This is a genomic window from Lysinibacillus sp. NPDC093216 (assembly GCF_050280325.1).
GTDB lineage: Bacteria > Bacillota > Bacilli > Bacillales_A > Planococcaceae > Lysinibacillus.
The window spans coordinates 95467-121403 of record NZ_JBNNVB010000007.1; the positions used below are offsets into that span (position 1 = coordinate 95467).

Annotated in this window: 23 protein-coding genes and 2 riboswitches; of the genes, 14 read left to right on the plus strand and 9 right to left on the minus strand. The window is 35.9% G+C overall.

Going from position 1 to position 25937, the window contains the following annotated elements:
* Positions 1–136: 136 nt before the first annotated feature.
* The 7 genes from ACQKOG_RS10490 to ACQKOG_RS10520 all read left to right on the plus strand — a co-directional run bounded on the left by ACQKOG_RS10490 (position 137) and on the right by ACQKOG_RS10520 (position 7163).
* A complete protein-coding gene (locus tag ACQKOG_RS10490; RefSeq protein ID WP_402869106.1) occupies positions 137–1096 on the plus strand; it encodes an ABC transporter ATP-binding protein in 960 nt (319 codons plus the stop codon).
* On the plus strand, positions 1089–2603 hold the full coding sequence (locus ACQKOG_RS10495; RefSeq protein WP_370077609.1) for an ABC transporter permease/substrate-binding protein: 1515 nt from the start codon (positions 1089–1091) through the stop codon (positions 2601–2603). The genes ACQKOG_RS10490 and ACQKOG_RS10495 overlap by 8 nt, the downstream gene beginning before the upstream one ends.
* A 332-nt stretch (positions 2604–2935) precedes the next feature.
* Complete coding sequence (locus ACQKOG_RS10500) at positions 2936–3466, plus strand: TetR/AcrR family transcriptional regulator (protein WP_370077611.1); 531 nt, start codon at positions 2936–2938, stop codon at positions 3464–3466.
* A 5-nt stretch (positions 3467–3471) separates the two neighbouring features.
* On the plus strand, positions 3472–3798 hold the full coding sequence (locus ACQKOG_RS10505; RefSeq protein ID WP_370077613.1) for a DMT family transporter: 327 nt from the start codon (positions 3472–3474) through the stop codon (positions 3796–3798).
* A 17-nt stretch (positions 3799–3815) separates the two neighbouring features.
* Positions 3816–4151 (plus strand): DMT family transporter, encoded by a 336-nt coding sequence (locus tag ACQKOG_RS10510; protein WP_370077615.1) that lies wholly within the window; start codon positions 3816–3818, stop codon positions 4149–4151.
* A gap of 186 nt (positions 4152–4337) precedes the next feature.
* Positions 4338–4769, plus strand: coding sequence for a hypothetical protein (locus ACQKOG_RS10515; protein ID WP_370077617.1), 432 nt, complete (start codon positions 4338–4340; stop codon positions 4767–4769).
* A gap of 111 nt (positions 4770–4880) precedes the next feature.
* Positions 4881–7163, plus strand: coding sequence for a YheC/YheD family protein (locus ACQKOG_RS10520; protein ID WP_370077619.1), 2283 nt, complete (start codon positions 4881–4883; stop codon positions 7161–7163).
* A gap of 94 nt (positions 7164–7257) precedes the next feature.
* Here the strand turns inward: ACQKOG_RS10520 and ACQKOG_RS10525 are convergent, their stop codons facing one another.
* Positions 7258–8463 carry an ATP-grasp domain-containing protein gene (locus tag ACQKOG_RS10525; RefSeq protein ID WP_427446393.1) on the minus strand — a complete coding sequence of 402 codons (1206 nt, stop codon included), beginning with the start codon at positions 8461–8463 and terminating at the stop codon, positions 7258–7260.
* A gap of 149 nt (positions 8464–8612) precedes the next feature.
* Between ACQKOG_RS10525 and ACQKOG_RS10530 the strand changes: the two genes are divergently transcribed.
* The gene (locus ACQKOG_RS10530) at positions 8613–10007 is read left to right on the plus strand and encodes a UDP-N-acetylmuramoyl-tripeptide--D-alanyl-D-alanine ligase (RefSeq protein ID WP_370077621.1); all 1395 of its coding nucleotides are present in this window, start codon (positions 8613–8615) and stop codon (positions 10005–10007) included.
* A 132-nt stretch (positions 10008–10139) separates the two neighbouring features.
* Positions 10140–11528: a UDP-N-acetylmuramoyl-tripeptide--D-alanyl-D-alanine ligase gene (locus tag ACQKOG_RS10535; protein ID WP_402869110.1), complete on the plus strand. Its 1389-nt coding sequence runs from the start codon at positions 10140–10142 to the stop codon at positions 11526–11528.
* A 55-nt stretch (positions 11529–11583) separates the two neighbouring features.
* Here the strand turns inward: ACQKOG_RS10535 and ACQKOG_RS10540 are convergent, their stop codons facing one another.
* The 4 genes from ACQKOG_RS10540 to ACQKOG_RS10555 form a co-directional block, all read right to left on the minus strand.
* Positions 11584–12945: a C40 family peptidase gene (locus ACQKOG_RS10540; RefSeq protein ID WP_370077625.1), complete on the minus strand. Its 1362-nt coding sequence runs from the start codon at positions 12943–12945 to the stop codon at positions 11584–11586.
* A gap of 381 nt (positions 12946–13326) precedes the next feature.
* Positions 13327–13689 (minus strand): VOC family protein, encoded by a 363-nt coding sequence (locus ACQKOG_RS10545; protein ID WP_370077627.1) that lies wholly within the window; start codon positions 13687–13689, stop codon positions 13327–13329.
* Positions 13690–13748: 59 nt separating this feature from the next.
* A complete protein-coding gene (locus tag ACQKOG_RS10550; RefSeq protein WP_370077629.1) occupies positions 13749–14147 on the minus strand; it encodes a DUF5367 domain-containing protein in 399 nt (132 codons plus the stop codon).
* Positions 14148–14159: 12 nt separating this feature from the next.
* On the minus strand, positions 14160–14735 hold the full coding sequence (locus ACQKOG_RS10555; protein WP_402869113.1) for a TetR/AcrR family transcriptional regulator: 576 nt from the start codon (positions 14733–14735) through the stop codon (positions 14160–14162).
* A gap of 205 nt (positions 14736–14940) precedes the next feature.
* Positions 14941–15119, plus strand: a riboswitch (cobalamin riboswitch).
* 186 nt (positions 15120–15305) lie between these two features.
* On the opposite strand from ACQKOG_RS10555, the gene metE reads away from it, so the two are divergent.
* From metE to ACQKOG_RS10570, 3 genes are all read left to right on the plus strand, one after another.
* Positions 15306–17600 carry a 5-methyltetrahydropteroyltriglutamate--homocysteine S-methyltransferase gene (metE, locus tag ACQKOG_RS10560; protein WP_402869115.1) on the plus strand — a complete coding sequence of 765 codons (2295 nt, stop codon included), beginning with the start codon at positions 15306–15308 and terminating at the stop codon, positions 17598–17600.
* A gap of 197 nt (positions 17601–17797) precedes the next feature.
* A riboswitch (cobalamin riboswitch) is annotated at positions 17798–17988 on the plus strand.
* A 214-nt stretch (positions 17989–18202) separates the two neighbouring features.
* Positions 18203–18385: a hypothetical protein gene (locus tag ACQKOG_RS10565; RefSeq protein WP_370077635.1), complete on the plus strand. Its 183-nt coding sequence runs from the start codon at positions 18203–18205 to the stop codon at positions 18383–18385.
* A 607-nt stretch (positions 18386–18992) separates the two neighbouring features.
* The gene (locus ACQKOG_RS10570; protein ID WP_427446289.1) at positions 18993–20351 is read left to right on the plus strand and encodes a PepSY-associated TM helix domain-containing protein; all 1359 of its coding nucleotides are present in this window, start codon (positions 18993–18995) and stop codon (positions 20349–20351) included.
* Positions 20352–20409: 58 nt separating this feature from the next.
* On the opposite strand, the gene ACQKOG_RS10575 is transcribed toward ACQKOG_RS10570, so the two are convergent.
* The 3 genes from ACQKOG_RS10575 to ACQKOG_RS10585 form a co-directional block, all read right to left on the minus strand.
* Positions 20410–21015: a response regulator transcription factor gene (locus ACQKOG_RS10575; protein ID WP_427446291.1), complete on the minus strand. Its 606-nt coding sequence runs from the start codon at positions 21013–21015 to the stop codon at positions 20410–20412.
* A complete protein-coding gene (locus ACQKOG_RS10580) occupies positions 21012–22010 on the minus strand; it encodes a sensor histidine kinase (RefSeq protein ID WP_427446293.1) in 999 nt (332 codons plus the stop codon). Before ACQKOG_RS10580 ends, ACQKOG_RS10575 begins: the two co-directional genes overlap by 4 nt.
* A 130-nt stretch (positions 22011–22140) precedes the next feature.
* Positions 22141–23274 carry a DUF418 domain-containing protein gene (locus ACQKOG_RS10585; RefSeq protein ID WP_427446395.1) on the minus strand — a complete coding sequence of 378 codons (1134 nt, stop codon included), beginning with the start codon at positions 23272–23274 and terminating at the stop codon, positions 22141–22143.
* Positions 23275–23622: 348 nt separating this feature from the next.
* On the opposite strand from ACQKOG_RS10585, the gene ACQKOG_RS10590 reads away from it, so the two are divergent.
* Together ACQKOG_RS10590 and ACQKOG_RS10595 are read left to right on the plus strand one after the other, a co-directional pair.
* Entirely contained in the window at positions 23623–24345 is a 723-nt protein-coding gene (locus tag ACQKOG_RS10590; protein WP_427446295.1) for an MBL fold metallo-hydrolase, read from the plus strand.
* A 5-nt stretch (positions 24346–24350) separates the two neighbouring features.
* Complete coding sequence (locus tag ACQKOG_RS10595) at positions 24351–24950, plus strand: TetR/AcrR family transcriptional regulator (protein WP_370077645.1); 600 nt, start codon at positions 24351–24353, stop codon at positions 24948–24950.
* A gap of 173 nt (positions 24951–25123) precedes the next feature.
* Here the strand turns inward: ACQKOG_RS10595 and ACQKOG_RS10600 are convergent, their stop codons facing one another.
* Positions 25124–25858, minus strand: a complete 735-nt coding sequence (locus ACQKOG_RS10600; protein WP_370077689.1) for a class I SAM-dependent methyltransferase — start codon at positions 25856–25858, stop codon at positions 25124–25126.
* Positions 25859–25937: the final 79 nt, after the last annotated feature.

Consider the following 25937-nt stretch of genomic DNA (forward strand, 5'->3'; position numbering starts at 1 on the left):
GGCATACTGACGGGATAGACACCCCAGGAAAGCGCCCGGCCGGAACGGAAATCAACCACACATTATGGTGATGAGCCCTTTAGTTGGTGAATAATAATAAGTAAAATAATGTCTCTTTAAAAAAGGAGCTTATACAATGATAGCATTTGAAAATGTTACAAAAAAATATGTAAATGATCAAGTCGCAGTAAAAGCTATTAATTTAGAGATCCATAAGGGAGAATTTTTTGTTCTTATTGGACCTAGTGGTTGTGGAAAAACAACATTATTAAAGATGATTAATCGATTAATTCACTTAACAGAAGGAACCATCCGAATTAATGGTAAAAGAATTAGTGATTACAATATTCATGAATTGCGATGGAATATCGGCTATGTCCTTCAACAAATTGCACTTTTCCCCCATATGACGATTGAAGAAAATATAGCTGTTGTACCTGAATTGAAGAAATGGAGTAAACCGCAAATTCAGCAACGAGTTCGTGAATTATTGGATATGGTTGGACTCGAACCAGATAAATATAGTCAGCGTAAGCCAACAGAGCTTTCTGGTGGTGAGCAACAAAGGGTCGGTGTTATTCGTGCATTAGCAGCTGATCCCGAAATCATTTTAATGGATGAGCCTTTTAGTGCTTTAGATCCGATTAGCCGCACGAAATTACAAGATGATCTTCTTGAGCTTCAGCAAACGATACAAAAAACAATCGTCTTTGTTTCGCATGATATGCAAGAGGCCTTAAAACTTGGTGATCGCATATGTGTCATGAAGGATGGAGAGATTGTACAGATTGGTACCCCACATGAAATCATACAAAATCCTGTTAATGATTTTGTTCGAGAATTTGTTGGGATAAAAGAGTATGGGACTTTCCGTATCCAGACTGTAATTGAACCAATTGCTGATGAGGTTCATCCAAGAAATCGAGAGAACACCATTTCTTCCGATGATTCTTTGCATACCATTCTTCAAAAACTAGCTCAATATGAATGTTTAGGTGTGGAAGAAAACGGTGAAATCATTGGCATTATCACGAGAGCAACCATGCTTCGGTATTTAGCACAGGATTCCTTAGAAAGAGGTAATTTAAATGGCTAATTTTTTTGATGTGTTTAGCGAACGTAAAGGCCAACTATGGGCATCTTTATTAGAGCATATTCAAATTTCATTCATTGCATTGTTTCTTGCGGTAGTGATTGCTATCCCTCTAGGAATCTATTTAACGAATAAAAAGAAAATAGCAGAAAGTATTATCGGTATTAGTGCAGTTTTGCAAACGATTCCTTCATTAGCGTTATTAGGATTATTGATCCCGTTGTTTGGTATCGGAAAGGTTCCTGCAATTATAGCTTTAGTTGTTTATGCACTTCTTCCGATTTTACGTAATACATTTACTGGGATAAATGAAGTAGATCCTTCTTTAAAGGAGGCGGCGATGGCGATGGGGATGAATACTCGAAAGAGATTAGTGAAAGTAGAATTGCCTCTTGCTATGCCTGTTATCATGGCAGGGATTCGAACAGCTATGGTATTAATCGTCGGAACGGCAACTTTAGCGGCATTAATTGGAGCTGGGGGATTAGGGGATATCATTTTGCTTGGAATTGACCGAAATAATACCGCACTTATTATTTTAGGGGCTGTCCCTGCGGCGATTTTAGCATTAGTGTTCGATTTCTTACTAAAAAAACTAGAATCACTGTCGTTTAAAAAAACAATGACATCATTGAGCATTATTAGTGTAGTGGCATTAATAATGTTTTTCTTTCCGCTACTAAACTTCAAAGAGAAAGAAGAAATTGTCATTGCAGGTAAGCTTGGATCTGAGCCAGAGCTTCTTATTAATATGTATAAATTGCTTATTGAAAATGAAACAGACTTAAAGGTGCAATTAAAACCTGGACTTGGTAAAACTTCCTTTGTATTTAATGCCCTTAAATCTGGCAGTATCGATATCTATCCAGAATTTACTGGAACGGCAATTTCAGAGTTTTTAAAAGAGGAAGCCATCAACAATAATCAGGAAGATGTGTATCATCAGGCAGAAGAAGGCATGATGAATAAATTTGACATGGTGATGCTTAGTCCGATGAAATATAACAATACGTATGCATTGGCAGTATCAAAACAAATGGCTGATACTTATCATTTGCAAACAATTTCTGACATTAAGCCCATTCAAGAAATGATAAAAGCCGGTTTCACATTGGAATTTAATGATCGAGAAGATGGTTATTTGGGCATTCAAAAGCGTTATGGTATTACACTTTCTAACATAGCAACAATGGAGCCAAAGCTTAGATATCAAGCGATCGAATCAGGAAATATAGATTTATTAGATGCGTACTCGACGGATAGTGAAATACGTCAATATCATCTGCAAGTTTTAGCAGATGATCAGCAACTATTTCCACCTTATCAAGGAGCTCCTTTACTAAGGAAAGAGACGCTAGAGAAATATCCTGAGATTGAAACAGCTTTAAAGAAGCTGGCAAATCAAATAACAGATGATGAGATGCGCGAAATGAATTATCGAGTAAATGTAGAAGGCCAAAACATAGAAAAAGTGGCACGCGACTATTTAACAAAGGCAGGATTGTTGTAAGATGAAAATCATAGTACAAGTAGCTAGAAAAGAGATGCTTCCGCGGGCTTGACTTCAATATTCTCATCAATAGTATAAGAAGATAAACTGAGCCCCTTTTAGTATCAGGGCTTTCACGTGTGAGCAGTACGTTTTTCTAAGTTAAAGCGAGTGTAAGGTATTAGGCTCTCAACCTGGAAATAGTATAGAGGATGAAGAATAATTGAGACTCGAAAAGTAAATGCTAATCGGGTCTCGAAATTTTTTGACAATATAATTGACGATGTGAATTAAGAGTTATAAAATGAAAAAGACCGTCCAGACGGTTTTTTACTTTAAAAGGGGGCAATTTTATGTCATCAAAAGCAGATTTAAAACGTTCACTTATTATCCAAACGGCGATCGATTATTTAAAGGACAATGATTTAAGTACTTTAACTTTAGATAAAATTGCCAGTAAGGCGAACATTAGCAAAGGTGGATTATTGTATCATTTTAATACGAAGGATGCGCTTCAAACAGCAATCGCTGAAACGATTTTGAACGAGGTTGTACAATCCTATGAACATTTAGCAAGCCTTGAGCAAGGGACAGGGGGTTTGACGAGAGCATTTATCTTAGCGTCTCAAAAAGATCTTGCGAATGGGGCATCCTTAAATATTGCGATTCAAATTATGCAAAATGACCATTCAGCTATCTCAACAGTTTATGACTGTTTACTTGACGAATTGTTCCAAGATGGTTTGGAGGATTCCGTTGTTCATCTGATTCGGTTAACGATTGATGGACTGTATTATTCGAAACTATTAAATATTGCACCGATTTCGGCTAAGGCAGCAGACGGTGTCTTTGAACAATTAATGCACGTGACAAGGAAGGACTAACATACATGAGTGTTTTTGGTTTTTTATTCATTTCAATTATCTCAGAAGTTTTTGCAAGCTCGATGCTGAAACTTACAAATGGCTTTAAACGACTATTCCCTTCAATTGGTGTAGTGGTTGGATATGGAACGGCTTTTTATTTCTTTTCTCTAACATTACAATCTTTAGCAATTGGCACTGCTTACGCGATATGGGCAGGAATAGGAACGGCGCTAACGGCGATCATCGGTGTAGTCTTGTATAAGGAATTACTCAATCTAAAAAAAATGATGGGTATTCTCTTAATTATTGTCGGTGTGGTTATGCTTAACCTTGCTGGTAGCGGACATTAAGGGGGGGATTTGTAAAAATGAAGGGTTATTTATTTTTAGCGTTATCCATTGTCAGCGAGGTAATTGCAACAACGATGCTTAAGTTTTCAGAAGCATTTACAATTCTGGGACCATCCATAGCTGTCGCAGTAGGATATGGCATTTCGTTTTATTCATTGTCCCTATGCTTAAAAACGTTACCATTAAGTCTTGCATACGCCATTTGGTCTGGCGTAGGTACAGCATTAACAGTTATTGTCGGTATCGTTGTATGGGGAGATATTTTTAATCTTTACTCTGCGATCGGAATTACTATGATTATTGGTGGGGTTATTCTGCTAAATCAGGGAGACCATCATAATGCGACAACATAATATTAATAAAAAGAAAACGTCCCAAATAAAATGGACGTTTTCTTTTTTTGTAGAATCCTTGCTTCTTTTACGAAAAAAGTCGTCATATTCCTAAGTGCTACATATTATAGCGAGAAGGTGTTAAATATGTTTGGAATTGTTTCAATGTTTATGGATAGCTCATTAAGACTTAGGAGGGCTGGGGAAATGAATAATGAAAACAAAAAAAACCATTTTCTATGTGAAGCGCTCTACGACATAAAAGCACTCCAGGATGTGATAAAGGATTTTCATTCTAAATATTTTGGTCAGCTGCTTGTGAAAATAGTGGGAAGCGATACGATTCCCTTTTTTTTATTAACACACAACGGTACTCACTTAAGGCTTATGGATACTGTAAAGCAGTTTGAAACAGAGTTTTTTCGCATAGAGGCTATTGATAGAGAACGGTGTCGTGGAACTGTTTCGCTTTTGCGAGGCTATGATTATGAAGGGCATGATACGAATTTGATGGCTGAGGTTGTCCGATTAGAGCGAACATCCTCAGAAAAATCCATTGATTTAAGTGGTATTTCTGCGATTCAGTTATTAAAGCCTGACATGTTAAAAGGGAAATTTATCATTGAGCCCAAATGGTGATTAAATTTTTAACTATTAAAATAACATAAAAATTAGAGCATCTGTCTAGGTGCACGTTGTAGTCATTGAATTTATTAGAGAGAGAATCCTATGAAGGGAAGAGATTAATGGATGACAATTATAGGAATGTTGCATCATCGGCTAGATCCTAGAACTGTTCTTAAGTCATATGCATTTGCGGCCGTTGCACAAGCAGAAGGAGCTCAATTTTTTTACTTTACACCAAAAAGCGTTGACTTTGATAAACGTTCCATTAGAGGAAAGGTATATGAAAATGGTGATTGGCATGAAAAAATGATGCCCTTTCCGGATGTTATATACAATGCAGGAAGTCCAGAAAAATTATCTGTATCAAAGGACATTATTGAGAAATTGAAAAAGGAAATACCTTTTACAACTCATTCTATAGGTAATAAATGGAATGTTATGAAGCGACTTAAAGAAGCAAAGGAATTTGATAAGTATTTAATTCCATCTGAGGTTGTTGAAAATGTTGATTTACTGCATAAATTTATGGCTTTTTATAAAAAAGTCGTATTTAAACCGATAGATGGCCGGAAGGGAAAAGGGATTTATTTTATTTCAAAAGTAGGAAGAACTAACTTTGAGGTAAAGAAGGATAGGGAAACTACTTTCTGTACACAGTCACAGCTAGATGAGTTAATTAGAGGTCAACTTTCTACAGGCATCTTTATCGTGCAGCCCTATATTCAATCAAAAACAAAATCAGGTCAAATTTATGATTTTCGTCTACATGTTCAAAAAAACGGTGAGGGTGAATGGGTTATAACGACGGTTTATCCGCGAATTGCACCAAATGGCTCGATTATACCGAATATTAACAATGGTGGTTTTACGAATTATTTAGATCCTTTTTTAGAGCAGGAATTTAAAGAAGATGCTTATGATATTCGACGTATGTTAGAGCATTTTTCCTTGTCATTGGCTCGCCATTTAGATGAAATTCAGATGGCGCAATTTGGAGAAGTTATTGATGAAATTGGCATTGATGTAGGCTTAGATGAACAAAGAAAAATTTGGATGTATGAAGTGAACTGGCGACCAGGTTGTCCTCCTGCTTTTTATTTAGAATTAGATGTGGTCATCAATACTATAAGGTATGCAATGTACCTTGCTAAGAATCAGAAGCAAATTAAAAGGGAAATTAGGCAATATAGGAAAGATAGGGATTCGTCCGAAGAAAGGGATTTAGTAGAAGAAAAGGCTTTACCAGTAGAAAAAATTTTAGCAGAAGAAAAGGCTTCACCAGAAGTAAAAGCTCTACCAGAAGAAAAAATTTTAGCAAAAGAAAAGGCTTTACCCATCATTGCGATTACCGGCAGTGCTGGAAAAACGACATCAAAAGCATTCCTAGCCTCCATTTTATCGGTAAAATGGAACATCTTTGAGTCAAAAGATTATTGGAATACAACAGAGCATACGAAAAAACATAAAGAAGAAATTAATGCTTCACATGAGGCTGTTGTGCTTGAGTACGGGATGGCTTATCCAGGTATCATTACAAATCACTGTAGCATTATTCAACCAAATATTAGTATTATCACAAATATCGGTTTAGCTCATGTGGGCAACTTTGATGGAGATATTAAAGGAGTGGCCAAGGCAAAATCGGAATTAATACATGGCATGGACCAAAACGGTTTATTAATCCTGAATAAGGACGATGATAATTCTAAGTATTTAGAGACTCAGCAGTTTAAAGGAAAAATCTTAACAGTAGGTATTCATAGCACAGCGAACTATCAAGCTTATGATATTCAATATAAAGACATAGGTATGTCCTTTAAAATAAAGCTACATGGACAGGAAATTGCCATGTATATCCCAATTTTAGGAGAACATCATGTTTATAATGCGCTAAATGCAGTTGCGGTTGCAGATTATTTAGGGTTTAGTCCAGCAGATATTAAAGCAGGGCTAAATTTCAAAAAACCACCTAGACGATTAACGATTTATAACTGTCGTGATGATATTACGGTTATTGATGATACCGTTCACTCTCATCCGCAGGGCGTACGTGCTGCTATTGATGTTCTGACAAATATAGCGAAGAAACGTAAAATTGCTATTATTGGTCAAATGCGAGAATTAGGGGATTTGAGAGAAGAGGAATATCGTAAATTGGGCGAATACATTTACGAGCAAGACATAGATTTATTCATCACTTATGGTTTTAGAACGGAGGAAATGGGAGCAGCAGCGAAGGCAATAGGGATGGATCCTTCTAAAGTTTATCATTTCTTGAATAAGGATGAATTGCATGCACTCTTAGAGAAAGTGATACAACCTCACGACACTATTTTAGTAAAGGGTGCTAGTAAAACGAATATGTTTGATACGGTTAAATTTTTAGATCAAAAATTTCAAGAATAAATAAAAAAGCCCGAGTAATTGACCTTTTGAAGGAAACAATTATTCGGGATATTTTTTTGCTAAAGAGATCATCGTATGAGAGCATTTTCAAAATCTAAGATACTTTTAGAATGAACTTTATTTCTTTTGCGGCGTTAATGGCTTTATTTTTAGCTTCCGCTAATGTTGCGCCTTCCGCAATTACATATGCATAACGATGTCCCATCGATAAAGGGGGGGTCAACAATGTCCCTCTTTTCGGCTTCACATATACATCCACAACTCCTGGTGAATTCGTTGCTCTATTTCTTCCAATAACTTTTTCTAAAATCCCTTTACTTTCAACAATGACGTATTTTGTATAGACAAACTTTCGATGCTTTGGATTGATATCGGGGCGCTCACCTAAAAATAATTTAAGTGTTTCTTCCACTAAATTAAATCCAAAAGCGGCGTGAAGCATAGTATTCATTGCTCCCCCTGAGATTCGTGGGTTAATCTCAATAAGCTTCCAGCCATTCTTTGTTAAACGAAGCTCTAAATGCAGTGCACCATTTTCGATGTTAAACGCTGTAACAATAGATTGGAGAACTTCCTCAAGACCAGCTTGAATTTCTTTTGGAGCTTTAACGAGAACACCATAACCAGTAATGATAAAACGTTTACCTTGAGTAATTTCTTGTTCAATAATACCGATGATATTAGCTTGCCGTTTATAGACAAGTGCTTCTACTAAATATTGCGGACCTTCGATATATTCTTCAATCATTATGGTTTCACGAGGATTTTTGCTTCGCAGATGGCTCAGGTGTTTCTTCAGTTGGTCTGAGTCGTTTGCTAACAAAACATCTTTAGAGCCTGTTGATTTTGGAGATTTCACAATAAGTGGAAATGCCAAGTTATTAGAGAAGGACTCATTTGGCTTGAGAAGAAAAAATTTAGGAGAATAAGGTTGGTTCTTTAAAAAGTTTCTAGTTTTTTCTTTATCCTCCATCATTTCAATAGCTGTTGAAGACGTATAGTTGAAACAAAATTCATCACATAAAATTGAGGCAATATGGACAAAAGGATCGACAAAACTAACAATAGATTTTATTTCTAACCCAGTTTTAGTTAAATTATAAATTTCTTCTTTCATGTCTTCTATATTCGAAGTATCAATAAGAATCATTTTATGAATATCTGGGTAGGCTTTTCTCTGCTGTAACTGCTTGTCGTTGTTTGTAAAAAGGACTGTAAAATAACCTAATTTTTCTGCTGCTATTGTTGCTTCACGACTTGACCCGGATTTGTTAGTGCCGATAAATATTATTGTTTTCAGGTATATCACTCCTTCTATTGTTCGTTAGATACTTTATCAACTATATATATATGCGAAGAAATAGATTTCCTCTAGTTATGTATCTCGCATACATCCAAGCAACTTTTAAGAAGCTACATATACTAGAGTGGAAAGGAGGGGAAAATAATATGAAGCCTCTTACGGTGCAGAATTTAACAGTCATTACTGCAGGCCATTTAGTGCAAGGGTCGGGGGAAGTGTTGATTCAACATGGCGCTTATCGACTGAAGCAAGTGAAAAAACCAAATACCGCCCTTTTTACAAATAAGCGTATTGTGAACTGGAAAGATTATGAGTCACTTTATCCTATAGTGGTTGTAACCGATAGATTATACAGTCAAAATGAATTACCTGAGCAAATAATTATCATTAAAGTAGAAGATACAGATGAGGCCTATTGGGAGTTCGTAAATTTTTATCGCAATCAATTTAATATCCCTGTTGTAGCCATTACTGGTACTTCTGGTAAATCGACGACGAAGGAAATGATCAAACATATACTTTCTGCAGAAAAAAATGTAGCATCCACGCCACTTAGTAGTAATTCTAGAACTGCTTCTTTGCAATATTTACTGAATATTGATGATCATACCGACGCAGCCGTTTATGAAACAGCTGTTGGTTCACCGGGGGACATCAAACTTGCGGGGCAATATTTCAAGCCGACTATTGGGATTATTACAAATATAGGAGCACATCATTTAAATTATTGTAAAACTTTAGAGGGGTATATCCAAGCAAAGGGTGAAATGTTGGACATTATTAGTCCTACAGGCTCCTTAATCCTGAATGCTGATGATAGCAACTCAAGTAAAATAGATTTATCAAAGTTTCAAGGACGCATTATTAAAGTAGGTAAGCATGAATCCTGTGATTTTCAAGCAAGAGATATTCGCTACCACAAAAATGGTATGCTGTTCAATGTTCATCACAAGAAGAAACTCTATGAAATCTATGTACCAGGTTTTGGCGAGCATCAAGTATATAATGCGCTCACTGCGATTGCAGCTATTTGTGAAATGGGTTTGCCGATTTCTTTAGCAGCTGAACAACTGCCATCATTCCGAAAATTGAATAAGCAGCTTCAGGTATTTAAAGGCATTAATAATTCCATATTACTAGATGATACATGGAATATTACGACTACTTCTTTGGAGGCAGGATTAAAAGTTTTGAAAGCGCTCGGAGAAGGCAAGAAAACGATTGCCGTTATTGGGACGATAACAGATTTAGGGTCTTGGGGATATATCATTCACGAACAAGCGGGAGAATTAATTAGTGAAATTGGGGTCGATGTACTTATTACGATAGGGGAACATGCAAGTATTATGGCGCTTCATGCCATTGAGGCAGGAATGAGTTCACCTGTGTATATTTTTAAAAATAGTACACGCGTCTATAAATTGTTAGAAGATATTGTAGATGAAAATACGGTTCTTTTCATTAAAGGAGATATGTATAGTAAAGAAGTTTCTAAGTTGGCAGATGATTTAAAAATAAAAAAATCATCTACTTCCGAATAGATTTCACCTAAATAAATGTTATTTTTCATCATTTACTAGAATGAGCATATTTATAGTCAATTGCTTGAAATGCATAAACTATGATATTCATTTATTCAGAAATATACTTTATAGAAAGGGGGCGTAGTTAACTTGCAACATATAAGTGTGAGCGATATAAGAAAATTATTACAAGGAGAATTATTAAGCGGTTCTGAACACTGGTCTGTTAAACATGCAATTTATTATAACCGACATGATCTGACTCAAAATCATACACTTATGTTTGTTAGTAAAAGTGATCAAATTAACTGGCAAGAAATAGATCGAAAGGGACCATCTCTAGTCATTTCTGATAAATCTTCAGAGGAATTGAAAAATGCGCTGAAGAATACGGCCGTTATACGCGTCAAAAGTATTTTGCATGCCTATTGGAAATTCATGGGGCATTACAGAAATCTATTTCAAATACCAGTCGTTGCTTTAACCGGAACATGTGGTAAAACGACAACGAAAGAAATGATTAAACACATAGCTAGTAAGGAATGGAATGTTCAAGCATCTGTCAGCAGTAAAAATGAGCCACGGCAATCCTTACCGTACTTGACTGGAATCGATCAGAATACAAAAGCAGCTATCTTTGAATTAGGATTGGGGAATATAGGGAATATTAAACACCAATGTATGATCTATCAGCCTACGATTGGTATTATTACGAATATTGGTGTCCATCATTTAGATGGATGCAATAATCTTGATGGTTATATCAAAGCAAAGGCAGAAATTGTAGAAGGAATAAGAAAAGATGGCACGTTAATCATTAATGGTGATGATGAAAACATTAAAAAAATCCCCCTAAATAAATTTAGAGGAAAGATTATTACCTTTGGCGTCAACGAAAAGGCAGATTATCAAGCTACGAATATACAATTCACAAAAGGCGGCATGAAATTTGTACTAAAAGTGTCAAATAACAAATACAATTTATTTGTTCCAGGATACGGAGAACACCAGGTATATAATGCATTAGCGGCTATAGCTGCCATAAAGGAAATGGGACTTTCCATGGCTGTCGCAATTTCGCAATTAAAAACGTTCAAAGCGATGGCAAGACACTTAGAATTTTCTACGGGCATAGGTGAATGTACTATCGTAGATGATACTTGGACAAATAACCCGACTTCTGTTGAAGCGGCACTAAAGGTTTTAGATACTATAGGAAAAGGGAAGAAAGTAATTCTTATTTTAGGTGATATTAAGAGGTTAGGAAATTTCGAAGAAAAATATCATCGAGAGATTGGCACAATGGTCGCGAAAAGAAATGTTGATACGCTTATTACTATTGGCAATAGAGCAGAAAATATTGCGAATCAAGCGTTGAAGGAAGGCACCAAGGCAGATGTTCATATGTTTAAAGATGTTACAGGCGTTTTAGATGTACTAAAGCATAAGCTCGATAATGAAACCATTGTACTTATTAAAGGTCCAATGTCTAGCAAATCTATGATAGAATTTGCGAATCAGTTAAAAAATAAAAAATAAGCTAGAAAAAGAAGTATTCTCAATAGAAGAATACTTCTTTTTCTTTGTATTTATATTATAAAACACGACGAGCTGTTACATAGTTTTGATTTGCCCATGTTGAAGTTAGGCTTTGTTTTACAACATTATTAGATGTCATACTAATAAACTGATTATTACCAAGATAGATGCCTGTTTGTGTAATATCTTTTCCTCCATTGTTAGTAGAGAAGAAGATCAGATCTCCTTTTTGTAACTGTGCTTTTTCCACTTTAGTCCCAACTAATGCTTGTCTACTTGCTAATTTATCTTTTAAATCAATCCCATGCTGTTTAAAAACATAGTAAGTAAATCCTGCGCTCGTAAACGTAAGTGAGCTTTCGTCATACGAATAACCAAACTTTGCTTTACTACTCAAATTTGAGGCAGTAGAGATGATTTTATCAGCAGAAGTAGAAGGCGTGCTAGGGGCTGGATTTGGAGCAGGAGCTGCAGTTGAGTTATCTGACGTAACACGTTTTGCAGTAATATAATGCTCTTTATAATAGTCAACGAACAGTACTCTTGTCGTAATACCACTTGAACTTGGAATCATTATTCGTTGGTCCCCAGCATAAATGGCTACAAGTGAAGGTGTTTGAGAGCCAGCGACACTATTAAAGAAAATTAAATCACCTTTCTTTAAATTAGCACGTGAAACCGTCGATCCCAGATTCATTTGTTCCTTTAAGGTTGTAGTACCAAGGTTTACGCCACTCTTACGATAAACATATTCTACAAACCCAGGCCCGGTAAAACGTAGACTCTGCTCACTAATTGTTGTACCCATAGTTACTTTATCTTTATAGTTATAAGCGTTTTCAACGATTTTATCGCCCTTTGTTGCAGGATTAGCTGAGAGTAATGTAGGTAAAACTCTGCGGGCACCTACATAATTATCTGTATAATATGGCTTACTATTTAAATCAGAAATAACAATATTCTGTTGGGAATCAGCCATGTGAATCATTTTATTGTCCCCGATATACATACCAACGTGGTCAGGGTCTGTCCCAGTTTTTTTACTCTTAAAGAATAGTAAATCACCTTTTTGTAATTGATTTCTATTAACAGCTGTTCCTTGCTGTATCATATAATCTTCATTATAAGTTGCAAGGTCAACACCATTTTTCTCGAAAATGTACATAATAAATGATGCGCAAGAGAATTTATAAGGATATGTAGCCTTGTATTCTGTATTACTATATGTCGCCTTACCAATTAAGCTTTTTCCAGCTTGAATTAGTTGATCCGCTTTCGTATTAACTGCTTGTGAGTTATTCAGGGCATTTGTTGTTGCAGCCTCTACTTCTATAGGTTGAACAGTTGGTTGTACCATCCCCACTGTGCTAAAACCTATCGTCAATGCTAATGTTGTTGATAAAAATCGTTTATTCATGTTGTTATTTCCTCCTGAAGCTATTGTTAGGATTAATCCTGATTTGGTTTGTCACTGGAATTAATCGTAGCATGAAAAAGTAGGGCTTCTTTGAGGTAATTGTTACCACGGTGGATGGGAAATTGCTGTAAACACCTGATATAAAAGGCTTCATCGCCTTAATTTACAGTTGTATTACAAATGTTTCAGTTGGCTGAAGTGTTTTTTAGTATCGAAAGAAGGAGGATGTCGATAAAATTCAGAAGTTGGGTGATAAAACGTGAAAGTTAGTCGATAAAATTCAAAAGTTGGGCGATAAAATGTAAAAGTACCCCGGCAAAATTAAAAAGTTGGAAGACATGCCAGTTGAATAGAAAATAATTTCTATTCAACTGTTTTCTTTTAGAATTCTTGAATCATCTCCACTCTATTACCGAATGGATCTCTAAATTCAAAGCGTTCAAAATGAGGAATAGGAACTGAGTCGAAAATTTCTATATGATGTTCGGCTAGTACCTTCTTCCAATGTTCGATATTTTCAACTTGATAGGCAATATGAGCCTTCGTCGTTAATCTATCAAAGCCATCCTCTGTACCTACATGTACCGCTCTATTGCCGACCTGTAACCAAAATCCACCTCGTCCTTTCAGCGAATCAGGCTTTTCAATTTCTTTTAGTCCTAATACTTGACAGTAAAAATGTCTTCCTTTTTCTTCCTCACCTTTTGGTATTGTTATTTGAACGTGATGTAAGCCTATAATCATTTTTTCTCCTCCTTTAATTCTAATCATTACTTACTTCTAGGATAATAATGTAAAATCCTTTAATTTGATGAATGAATAGTATTCTTTTTCACGAATGAAGCATTTGTAAAACCAGTAATGAGAATTAGGGAGTAAGCCCATAATAGCCATGAGGCGAAATATCGATCTAAGTCAGCCGATAAATTCGGGAAAATATTGTCGAAAACTAACAATACGACTGCATCGATGAGCATTCCAGGTAATACGATACAAATAGCAGCCAGTAACCGTTCTGTACCTTTTGTCTTTTTCAAAGAATAAATAGGTATTGTCGCTATCCAAACGATTGGAATAGCTAAAATGTAAGTAGCTATCATGAGGAAAGGTTCTTCAAGGGTAAAAAAGTAGTGCCCTACAAATCGAAATACGGCACTTGCTACAAGCCAAATCCCAAAACCCCAGCATAAAAAGAATCGCATAGTTTTCCTCCTCTAATTATTTTCTAGACGATGCAATGTCTGAAGGATTTTTTCTAATTGCTGATAGAAGACATCTACATCGAAATCGTCCCTCATCATCACTTGTAAGGCTAAGCCATCAATAAGGGCGTTGAAAAAAATGCTCCAAGTTTCCATCGACACGCCATCAATTGGTGATGTATCCCATAATTTATTTAAAATGTTACATAAATGTTCATTTTCAGCCGCTAAAATTTGTCCAATTTGCTGTCTAATAGTTGGGTTCGTAAAGCCGAAAACGATTAAGGTGAAAAATAATTTATGATAAAACGCATCATTTTCATATCGACTTTTTGCAGAGAAAAGTGCAGATTGAATCATTTCTCGATCAGTCATCAGAATCTCATTCCAGGAATTTTCACAGATGTCTTGGACAATTTCTAGAATGATTTGCTCTTTTGATTTGAAATGATAATAAATAGTTCCTTGTGTCACCCCAGCTTGCTCAGCAACAGCCTTTAAGGTGAATTTCTCAATCCCTTTTTCTACTAAACTTTGCTTGGCAGCCATTAATAAATCTGACTTTTCAATACCAGTAGGTTTTGCCATTTGTTTACACCTCCTTTGTTATTAGTTAGTTGGATAACTAACTATAAAATAACAGAATATCCCACTATTTACAAGTTTTTTTGGTAGCGGGGCTGCTAGTCTTCGATGATTCCATATGTTCGGAATAATAGCAGTATGAAGAATCAAACAAATCTGAAAATAAATCTACTTTTCAGAAAAATATATGTTATAGTAAAACATAATTAAATATTGTGTAAGAGTTGGTGCCGAATGAAAGTTTGGCTTAAAAGGGAAGTCGGTGTAAATCCGACGCTGTCCCGCAACTGTAAATCGGAGCAAATCACAATTGCCACTGGGAAACTGGGAAGGCTGTGAGGCGTGTTGATGAGAAGCCAGGAGACCTGCCAATATCTAGTACACACCAAATACCTACGTGGAAATAGGTGGTGAGATGTGACCATATCGGCCCTGTGCGACAATAAATCATGCGATATTTTGAAAGAATTTCGTATTGTTTCTTGATAGCTAATTTTGATATGCAATGACAGCCATTTTCCAAAAAAAAGGAGGGTGGCTTTTTTTTTATTTTGATTGATAGGAGAGATAAACATGACGTATACAAGTACTACAGTTGGTTATCCGTATATCGGAGAAGATCGTGAATGGAAAAAGGCTTTAGAGGCATTTTGGAAAAAGGAGCTTTCAGAGGATGAATTTTTACAGCATTTAAAGGATATTCGCCTAGCTCGAATAAACAAGCAGATTCGTCTCGGCATAGACATGATAACTGTCGGAGATTTCACACTCTATGACAGAATGTTGGATACGGCAATGATGTTTGGCTTAGTTCCAAAGCGCTTTGATTGGCAGGGAGACAAAGTTGATTTACAAACTTACTATGGGGTAGCTCGTGGTAGTAAAAAAGCCGTGGCTAGTGAAATGACAAAATGGTTTAATACAAACTATCATTATATTGTGCCAGAATATGAGGGACAACCTTTGCAATTAACAGAAAATAAAATATTGGCAGACTTTTTAGAGGCTAAGGAAGCGTTTGGTATTACAGCAAAACCTACATTGATTGGCCCATATACATTTTGTAAATTAACAAAAGGCTATGACAAACTATCGCAGATTACATTTATTTTAGCATTACTACCACTTTATACGCAGGTCTTAAAGGAGTTAGTGGATGCTGGTGTAGAGTGGATTCAATTAGAGGAGCCTGCTCTTGCCACAACACTAGATGAAGCGGAGGTTAAACTTGTTCAAGAAATTTATAGACAATTAGTTGCATCAGTACCCGAGGTTAACATTATGCTACAAACATATTTTGAGTCATTATCGGCATACGAGTCAATTGTGACACTTCCGGTTCAAGGAATTGGGTTAGACTTTGTGCATGGCTATGGCGAAAATATGGAGGCATTACGTCAATTTGGCTTCCCACAAGATAAAGTATTAGCGGCCGGTATTATAAATGGACGAGATATTTGGCGCTCCAATCTAGCAGAGGCTAGCTCAACTATTAAAGCTATTGAACAGCTAAGTGGTGCTAAAGAAATATGGATTCAATCTTCGTGTAACTTACAGCATGTTCCAATTACAACTACTCTCGAAACAAAGCTCGATCCAGTTCTAAAAAATGCCCTTTCTTTTGCAGATGAAAAATTAGTTGAAATCAATGAAATAACAAAATACTTACAAGGCACAGGAAGCCCCTCAAATCAAAAAACATCTGAAAGTATGAAGGCGATTGAAGCGTTGAAAAATCACCCGGCTCGTCAAAATAGAAGTATTCAACAAGCCATTAAAGCAGTGTCAGCACAAGATTTTGAACGCCAGAGTGAATTTAAAACACGTCAAAAGGTTCAACAACAAGCCTTGCAATTACCGCTGTTCCCAACTACAACAATTGGGAGCTTTCCGCAATCAGACGAAGTCAAACGTACACGAAGTGCATGGCGAAAGAAACAACTATCTGATGAGGATTATGCAGCGTTTGTCGAACAAGAGACAAAACGTTGGATCACTATTCAAGAGGAATTAGATATCGACGTTTTGGTACACGGTGAATTTGAGCGCACAGATATGGTTGAATATTTCGGGGAAAAACTTACTGGTTTTGCATTTACGGAGAAAGCATGGGTTGTATCATATGGCTCTCGCTGTGTGAAGCCACCAATTATTTATGGTGACGTTGCATGGGAAGCACCGATGACAGTTAAAGAAACAGCCTATGCCCAAAGCCAAACGAATCGTTATGTAAAGGGAATGCTCACAGGTCCTGTGACAATTTTAAATTGGTCCTTTGTCCGGGATGATATTTCACGGGAGGATGTATCCTATCAAATTGCTTTGGCACTTCGAAAAGAGGTAGAAGCACTAGAAGCTGCGGGTATTTCTATTATTCAGGTTGATGAACCAGCATTACGAGAGGGCTTGCCACTGTGTGAAGAAAATTGGGGAGCTTACTTAGAGTGGACGGTGAATGCTTTTAAACTTGCTACATCTAGTGTGAAGGATCAAACACAAATTCATACACATATGTGCTATTGTGAGTTTAATGATTTTATCGAGCCAATTAGTGCATTGGATGCTGATGTTATTTCAATTGAAACGTCACGTAGCCATGGCGAGCTGATTTCTTCTCTGCAAGTCAATCCGTATGAAAAAGGAATTGGGCTAGGCGTTTATGATATTCATAGTCCACGTGTACCGAGCGAAGAAGAGATGCTGAGTATTATGCAGGATAGCTTACAGGTTTTATCAAAAAATCAATTTTGGGTGAATCCTGACTGTGGTTTAAAAACAAGGAAGGAAACAGAAACAGTTGCAGCACTGGCACATATGGTAGCTGCGGCAAAAACTCTCCGTCAACAAGTCCAACAGTCCATACATTAAATAGAAACTTGACTTCTTTTTAAGAGGTCAGGTTTTTCTTTTTATTCGACAGAAATTTTTATAGAAAAAGTGAAGTGACAGCTACTGAAAAAATTTAAGCGAAGGTAGCGTGGTCCAAGCGATGGATAGACTAGTCAAACAGATGCTTAGATGGTGAAGTACTCGATTATACAAGATACTATGGTATAATAATATAAACGGAATAATAAGATAGAGGTACAAATCGGAATTCCGATTTGTTTAAAAGGGAAGATCGGTGTAAATCCGGCGCTGTCCCGCAACTGTAAATGTGAGCACGTTTCAAAAGACCACTGTTACGCATTGTAATGGGAAGGTGAAAAGTGTGATGAACATAAGCCAGGAGACCTGCCTTTATCTAGTACAACCAAAAAACCTACGAGGATAGGGGGTGTTGAGTGTGACTAGAGAAATTCTCCTGCATGCTCATAGTACGATGATTGCTAAGAAGGTAGCTTCTATTACCAATAGAAAGCTTTTTTCACCGTGTCAATCACCGTATTATGTCGTGTATTTGTCATAGTAGGCATCTTCCTGATGAAGGAAAGATGTTTTTTTATGCTAAAATTGAAGGAGTGTTACACATGAATCCACAAGTAATCGAGTATTATGAAAGTTTATTAAAATTTGAAGTCATGGAAACGCAATATACAAGTACTTCTCAAACATTAAAGGACACAGTTGAACAGTATGTAGAACAAGATGCTGTCCATGAAAATGATATTTTAACAGCTTATACGAATGTAATGAAAGAGCTAGTTGGATAAAGTGAAACTTTAATCAGTGGGACGTATTATCCCCACTGATTATTAGTCTTCACCAATCGGGCTTTTACGGGCAGTTAATCCCGCACCAAACTTCTTTGCATTGCTAATTTAAGATTTGGTATTTTTTACCTGAAGTCGCGCTTTCGGAATAGATAAATTACTGCCCGTTAAAGCGGGATAAAGTGAAACTTTAATCAGTGGGACGTATTATCCCCACTGATTATTAGTCTTCACCAATCGGGCTTTTACGGGCAGTTAAACCCTGAACCTATTTGCCTAATTTAAGATTTGTAATCTTGTACCTGACGTTTCACTTTTGGAACAGATAAATTACTGCCCGTTAAAGCGGGATAAAATGAGACTTTAATTAGTGGGGCGTATTATCCTCACTGATTATTAGTCTTCACCAAAGTTAAAAGGCTACTTAATGTTCACCTCTTTATGGGGACATTATGTAGCCTTTTTCTATAAAAACAAGCTTTTAATCTAATTATCTCAATAGGAATACATCTATTTGTCATAAAAAAAACTCTGGGACTTCATACTTATTTCACTTTTTAACTATATAATAATTTTGCGCTTATTATTATAGATTGGAGAATTAGACATGAAGAACACGCTTTATCAGAGCTTTTGGCGAACGCACTTTTATGCCGCGTTATTTATTACTCCACTTCTTATTTCACTAACATTAAGTGGTATAGGTTTTTTATTTTATACCAATGTTGAAAATCAGTTATATGATAAATACTTTTTTGGTGAAAGTGGAAAAACCGAGATACAATCTATCGATGATGCTGTTAAACTTGCAGAAGAATCATATGCTGGCTATAAAACAAATAAAATTATTGAGTTAGAAGAGCCATACAATACTCGTTTATCGATGAAGAATGCAGATGGCAAAGAGAAATATGTGTTTTTAGATGATCATAACCAAATTATCGGTGGTCAAGATGCTGATTACACATTTGCAAATATTATGAGAAATGCCCATAGTTCCTTATTTATTGGGGGAACGGTTGTCAATTATTTAGTAGAATTAGCTGCGTGCTGGGCTATTTTTTTACTACTTTCAGGCATTTACATGACGTTTAAAGCAAAACTACTAAAGAAAACAAAGCAGACGAACAAACGTCAAAAGAGTAGAAAATTCCATGCTCTTGTTGGGACAATTATTACAATTCCAATGCTTGTTATTATTTTCACAGGTTTACCATGGTCTGCGTTTATGGGGAAATATATTTATCAAGCTTCACAAGATCATCCTTCTTTCGGCACGCCATTATTGCAGCAGCAGCCGCCTACATCTGATGTTAGTGAGATTCCTTGGGCTACTCGTCAAGAAACCCCTCCATCGTCAGATTCAGGACATGCAGCACATCATGGTATGGGGGCTAATATGGGCTATGTTACTAACCCTAACCAACTAAGTGTGGAAAAGCTAGAACATGAAATTGATGCAATGAATATATCAAAACCTTACGCTATTATTTATCCTACTAGTGAAGACGGTGTCTATACAGTTGCAAAATCTAGTAACACTGGTGTCACAGGTCTTGATGTTAGTCCATATGATGAAACGACAATGTATTTCGATCAATATAGCGGAAAATTTATAGACAAGGTTGGATATGAGGACTATGGCATTCTTGCCAAATGGTTCACATGGGGAATTCCTTTACATGAAGGTCATTTGTTTGGCTGGCCAAATAAATTAATAAATTTACTAGTATGTCTAGCATTTTTAGTAGTTATAGTTTGGGGAGTTAGAACATGGCTACTACGAAAGAAACAAGGTATGCTATCTGCACCACCTAAAATCTCTCAAAAGGTATCCATTCCTTTTATCATTTTCATGATAATTTTAGGGATACTAATGCCACTATTTGGACTTTCATTAATTGCTGTCGTACTCGTTGAAATAATTATAAATTTAGTGTCTAAAAATAAAAAAGTAGTTGATTAAAATGCTAAGCGATACTGTATCCTTAATGGTTAAGGAATATAGTATCGCTTTTCTTGTTCTAAAGCCACCCTTTATCACTGGCGATTTGAACAGCTTGTTGTCTAGATTCAACATGGAGCTTTTGAATAGAGGTTGATAAATAGTTTCGGATAGTGCCTTTCGTTAAAAATAACTTTTTACTAATCTCATTTGTTGTGAGTCCTACTTTTACAAGTTGCAGAACAGCAATTTCACGTTCATTTAATGGATTCTGTTCTTTCATAAACAACGTTGCAGCTAGATCTCTACTAACTACTTTTTCACCATTCATCACTTTTCTTATTGTTTCAATTAAATAGTCGATCGGCTCATCTTTTAATAAATAACCTTGTACCTCACAATCCATCGCTTTTTGTAAATAGCCAGGGCGTGCAAAGGTAGTGACAATCATCACCTTGCACGGTAAATTTGCCTGTCTTATTTTTTCAGCAAGTTCAAGACCAGTAAAATTCGGCATTTCGATGTCCAATACACAAACATCGGGTAGCTCTTGTTGAATATATTCCCACGCTGTTTGACCATCTGAAACTTCCGCGATCACTTTTATATCAGGCTCAAACGACAACAAGGAAGTCATGGCGCCACGTAACATTTGTTGATCCTCAGCTAGTAATACTCTTATCATGAAGTTGGCTCCTTTTTATAGTGTTGGTTAGGCAGTGTTAAGGTCACAATCGTTCCGCCTGTCGGTAAGTTGCCAATGGAAGCATTTCCTTGAAGGGCATTCATTCTTTCTTTCATCGATGAAAGTCCATTCCCATGCCCTTGGATATGTAAGCCGACACCATCGTCAACAACGTTTATCTTTAAAATTCCATTAATATAGTTGATATCTATTTGGCATTTTTTTGCTTGACTATGTTTAATAATATTTGTAGCTGCTTCCCGAAGACATAAGGACAGCATCGTTTCCTCCACACTAGCTAGTAGCAGCTTTGGACAGTTATTTTTTATTTTTATGGAAATATCCGCTGTTTGTAAATGCTGCTTACAATGTATAAGTTCACTTTCTAACGAAATAAAATTCATATCGGAGACTAATTCTCTTACTTGCTTTAGTGCTGTTCGTGTTGTTGCTAAAATATCATTTAGCTCATCTTTAACACGCATTGTATCTTTATCGACTAATTTTGATGTTAGTTCGGTTTTTATTTTAATCATTGTCAATGTATGACCAAGCGTATCGTGGAGGTCTCTCGCAATACGTTGTCTTTCTTCTTGCTGAACAAGCTGGGTATTTACCTCTGTTAATTTTGATTGTAATTTTTTTGATTTTTCTACGTAGTAAATTAGCATTGGAAACAGTAGCTGAATGATCATAATAGGTATTATTGCTTGGGATTGTAATTTGAAAGATGCTCCTGATTCAAACCAAATAACTATTAAAAACATAAAGGCAATCGCAATCATTCCAATAGCAATATGCCATTTCTTTTTAGCTCTCCCAATTAAATCAGCAAATATAAATCCAAAAACTAACATAGAAGAACCTTCATAAATACCCAATATGATAATAAGCGTAAAGCCTAGTAAAGAAGCTAACAGTAAACGCCAATCTTTAAACCATAAAGCAATATAGAAGGCTATTAAAAATAACATAATGATAATTATTTTAGCCATTAACGGTAATGGAGAATTCGAACTTAATACCATTGTAAATAAAAAAACAAGTGATACAACATCGATAATTAAATAGTACTTTACCTGGTCTCTTGGATAAATCTTTATAGTTCACACCAACCCTTGTCGATTATTTCTGTGTGACACTTTGAATGGCGTGTTTCCGAATCCATTCCATTGGCCCAACATGAAAATGCTTGATACAAATATGTGCCATGAAAAGTTGTAGAAGGGAGAGGGTTAGCCAAATGCTGATAACTTCAATGCTATTTAATTTTCCACCTAAACCTAAGCCCCAACCATAGAAAATAATAGATGCAATAACATTTTGAAGCACATAGCAACTTAAAGACATTTTCCCAATCTCACCAAATCTCTTCCATAACCAATCAAGCTTCTTATATTCTATCATTTTACCTAATATACCAATATAACCAATTGATAGAATTGGTGCGAATAAATAACGTACAGGTAAATCAAATGCTCCACCGGGAATAAAAATTAGAAGGTTTAAAGGTACTCCAATAAAAATACCGATTTTGAATAGTTTTTGACGCGCCTGACGTCCTTTGTCATCTTGCGAAAATACACCATTCCTCATCAGTTTAACACCAAGTAAAAATAAAAAGATATTCATTGGAATAATAAAAATAGCTTCTGTTCTATAATAAAGAAAATTTGTTAAACGATATTGTATTTGCTCAAACCAAGTTCCATTTTCATAAAGACTAACGACTGGATCGAGTCCAGCAAGGGAAACATTGATGGCACCTAGCAATGCGCTAACTAAAATCAGCAGAATCGTCAGTGCGTGGAAACTACCAAAAACGTATAAAGCACGTTTAATTGCTTTATCACCAAATTTAACGATAAAAGCAACGATGACGGCTGTCACAGCATAGCTCATTAAAATATCATATTCCATAACTAAGGTGAAGTGGATAAGCCCCTCCATAAATAAAAAAACTATCGTCCAAATATACATGCCTGGCCAAGCATTTCCTTTTCGCAAAGCTTGCTGATATTTTAATTCTAGACCTACACCAAACATGATTGTTAATAAACCAAGGAGTTTACCGTTTACTAAAAAAAGGACTGCCATTCGTAAAAAGTCGTTCAATGACCACCAACCTGAAAAACTACTCGTTGTGATATACGAAATATCTCCAAGATAAGCAAAAATCCAAATATTCGTGCCAAGTGTCCCTAATACAGCAAAGCCTCGTAACATATCGATTAGGGGTAATCTTTGTTGAACCTTCATCATAAAATCACTCTTTCTTTGTTTTCTTACAATAATGATAAGAAAACGAAAGGGAAAAACATATTCACACCAGTCAAAGGTTCTTTATGACAGGTGTCATTTTATGGTGTATCAAGAGCACAGGAAACAAAAAAACAGCTATGCTTTTTATTAACACTATGGTGTTTTGGCTAGGGAAAATAGGAAGCGGTCACTTTTAGAATAATGTATTAGAAAAGCAGGAATCTTTCCTTCGAGGCACGAGAATTTTAGTCAAAATCTAAATTTTTATAATTTAAATATTGCGAAAACTAATCATATTAGTTAAAATATAAATACAATTAGTTGATAAAGGGGATTTGATTTAGAATGAAAATTACGAAGATTGGTACAGTGTTTCAATTGTCATTTATGCCAAGGATTTTTCCTGTTAATTGTTATATTGTAGAAGAAGAAAGCGAGCTTACACTTATCGATGCAGCCTTACCATATAGTGCAAAAAGTATAATAAAAGCGGCTGAAAGTATTGGTAAACCGATTACAAGAATCATCATTACTCATGCACATAGTGATCATATAGGAGCGCTAGACACGTTAAAAGAATTATTACCAGATAGTCAAGTGTGCATTTCTTCCAGAGATGCTTTGTTATTGGAAGGAAATAGTGCATTACTTCCAAATGAAAAAAACACACCCATTCGGGGAGGTATTCCAAAAAATATTAAGACTAAACCGGACTTATTACTCGAAGAAGGTGATTGTGTTGGTTCATTAGAAGTGATTGCAACTCCAGGTCATACACCTGGTTCCATCACACTTTTCGACACACGCAATAGAAGTTTAATCGCGGGTGATGCCCTCGTAACAAGAGGAAAACTACTAGTATCGGGAGTAATGAATCCGTTGTTTCCATTTCCTGCTCTAGCAACATGGGATAAAAGCACAGCTCTAATAAGCGCAAAAAAATTAAGGGATTTAAATCCAAGCTTACTTGCTGTGGGGCACGGAAAGATGTTGAAGCAACCACAGGAACTTTTGGACATAGCAATAGCAGAAGCAGAAAAAATTTTAGACAATCAAAATAGGAAGTGAAAAAAATGTCCCGTCGAATGAAAATAGATATATCGATTATTTTACAAAAGGCAACGGAGCTAGTTGATGAACAAGGATTGGATCAACTTTCAATTGGACTATTAGCAGAAAAATTGGAAATACGACCACCTTCCTTGTATAACCATCTTGATGGATTAAATGAATTGAAGCAGAAGTTAGCTATTCAAGGCGTAAACAAATTAAATGAATATATGCTTCAAGCTGCAGTAGGACGTTCAGGTGATGATGCCGTTCGTGCAATTAGTCAGGCATATATTCAATTTGTTAGAGAGCATCCGGGGTTGTATGATGCAAGCACTCGCTTTCCAGATACTAACGATCAAGAACTTCAGCAAGCCCAAGAAGCTGTCGTGCAACTTGTACTTCAAGTGCTTGATGCCTATAATTTACAAGAAGAAATTGCTATTCATATGGTCAGAGGGTTACGAAGTATTCTACATGGATTCACTTCTATTGAACAAATGGGGGGATTTGGGATGCCACTTGATATCAATAAAAGCTTTTTAATCTTAATCAATACTTTTATTGAGGGCATTCATGCAGTTATGATTAATGAAGATAAACACATGCAAAGGAATGACTAAGGAGGAAATCTTGCTCTTTTAGGGAAAAGAAAGAAGCGGGAAATGGCACAAAGGATTAATTTCCCGCTATAAATTGTTGAACAGAATGGATGTTGAAGTGGGTGATTTGTCGTTGAACGAGTCTGCTGCTCTTTTTTATTTACATAGCAGTTAAGTTAAATAACATCCTCACACTATTTAGTACATGAATAAATTCTATAGTCTAAAACGCCTTCATACTTTAAGTTCATTTCAAAATGTTTATCCATTACCTCATAAAGTTCAGGTGCAATATCCTTCGAGTGATGAAGCTCAGGAATGGAGAAGATTGATTTATTTTTTTGAATACGAATATTTTTAAAACCAGCCTGGTTAAACAAAGCTACCCAATCCTTTTTCATTGAACAAGAATCAAATCCATAAAAATGTTTGATTTCCTTTTCAATTTTTTCTTCAAGTGGTTGATGAATAGTAAATTCAATGGCAATAAACCGACCACCTTTTTTTAATAAACGAAAAATTTCTTTCAGGGCATTAGGTTTATTGACAAAAGAAAGAACAGATTCAGAAATAATAAAATCAAATGTATGATCAGGTAACGGCACTTGTTCTATAGAGCATTGAATTATTTTTACGGGTAAGTGATTTTTTTTCATTCTCTTTTTAGCCTTTGCGACCATTTCAGGATTGATATCAATACCAGTTACTTTTGCTTCATATGTTTCCGCCAAATAGGCAGAAGTTTGGCCTGTACCACACCCTGCATCCAAAATGCGGGAGTTTTCGTTAATGCTCTCTACCTTGAATATTTCCTTAGTTAGATTAATGCCACCAGGATGCGCACCACCAACGCCAAATTTGGACAGAAAATCTAGATATTTTGAATTTTGAATCGGAATCCCTTCTTTATTCGTATTTTTGTATAATATGAAATTAAAAAAAGTATGGTTCCAGAGTTGTCATGAAGAACCTTTCAGAAAGGAAGGAGAGAATGATAAATAATTGGGC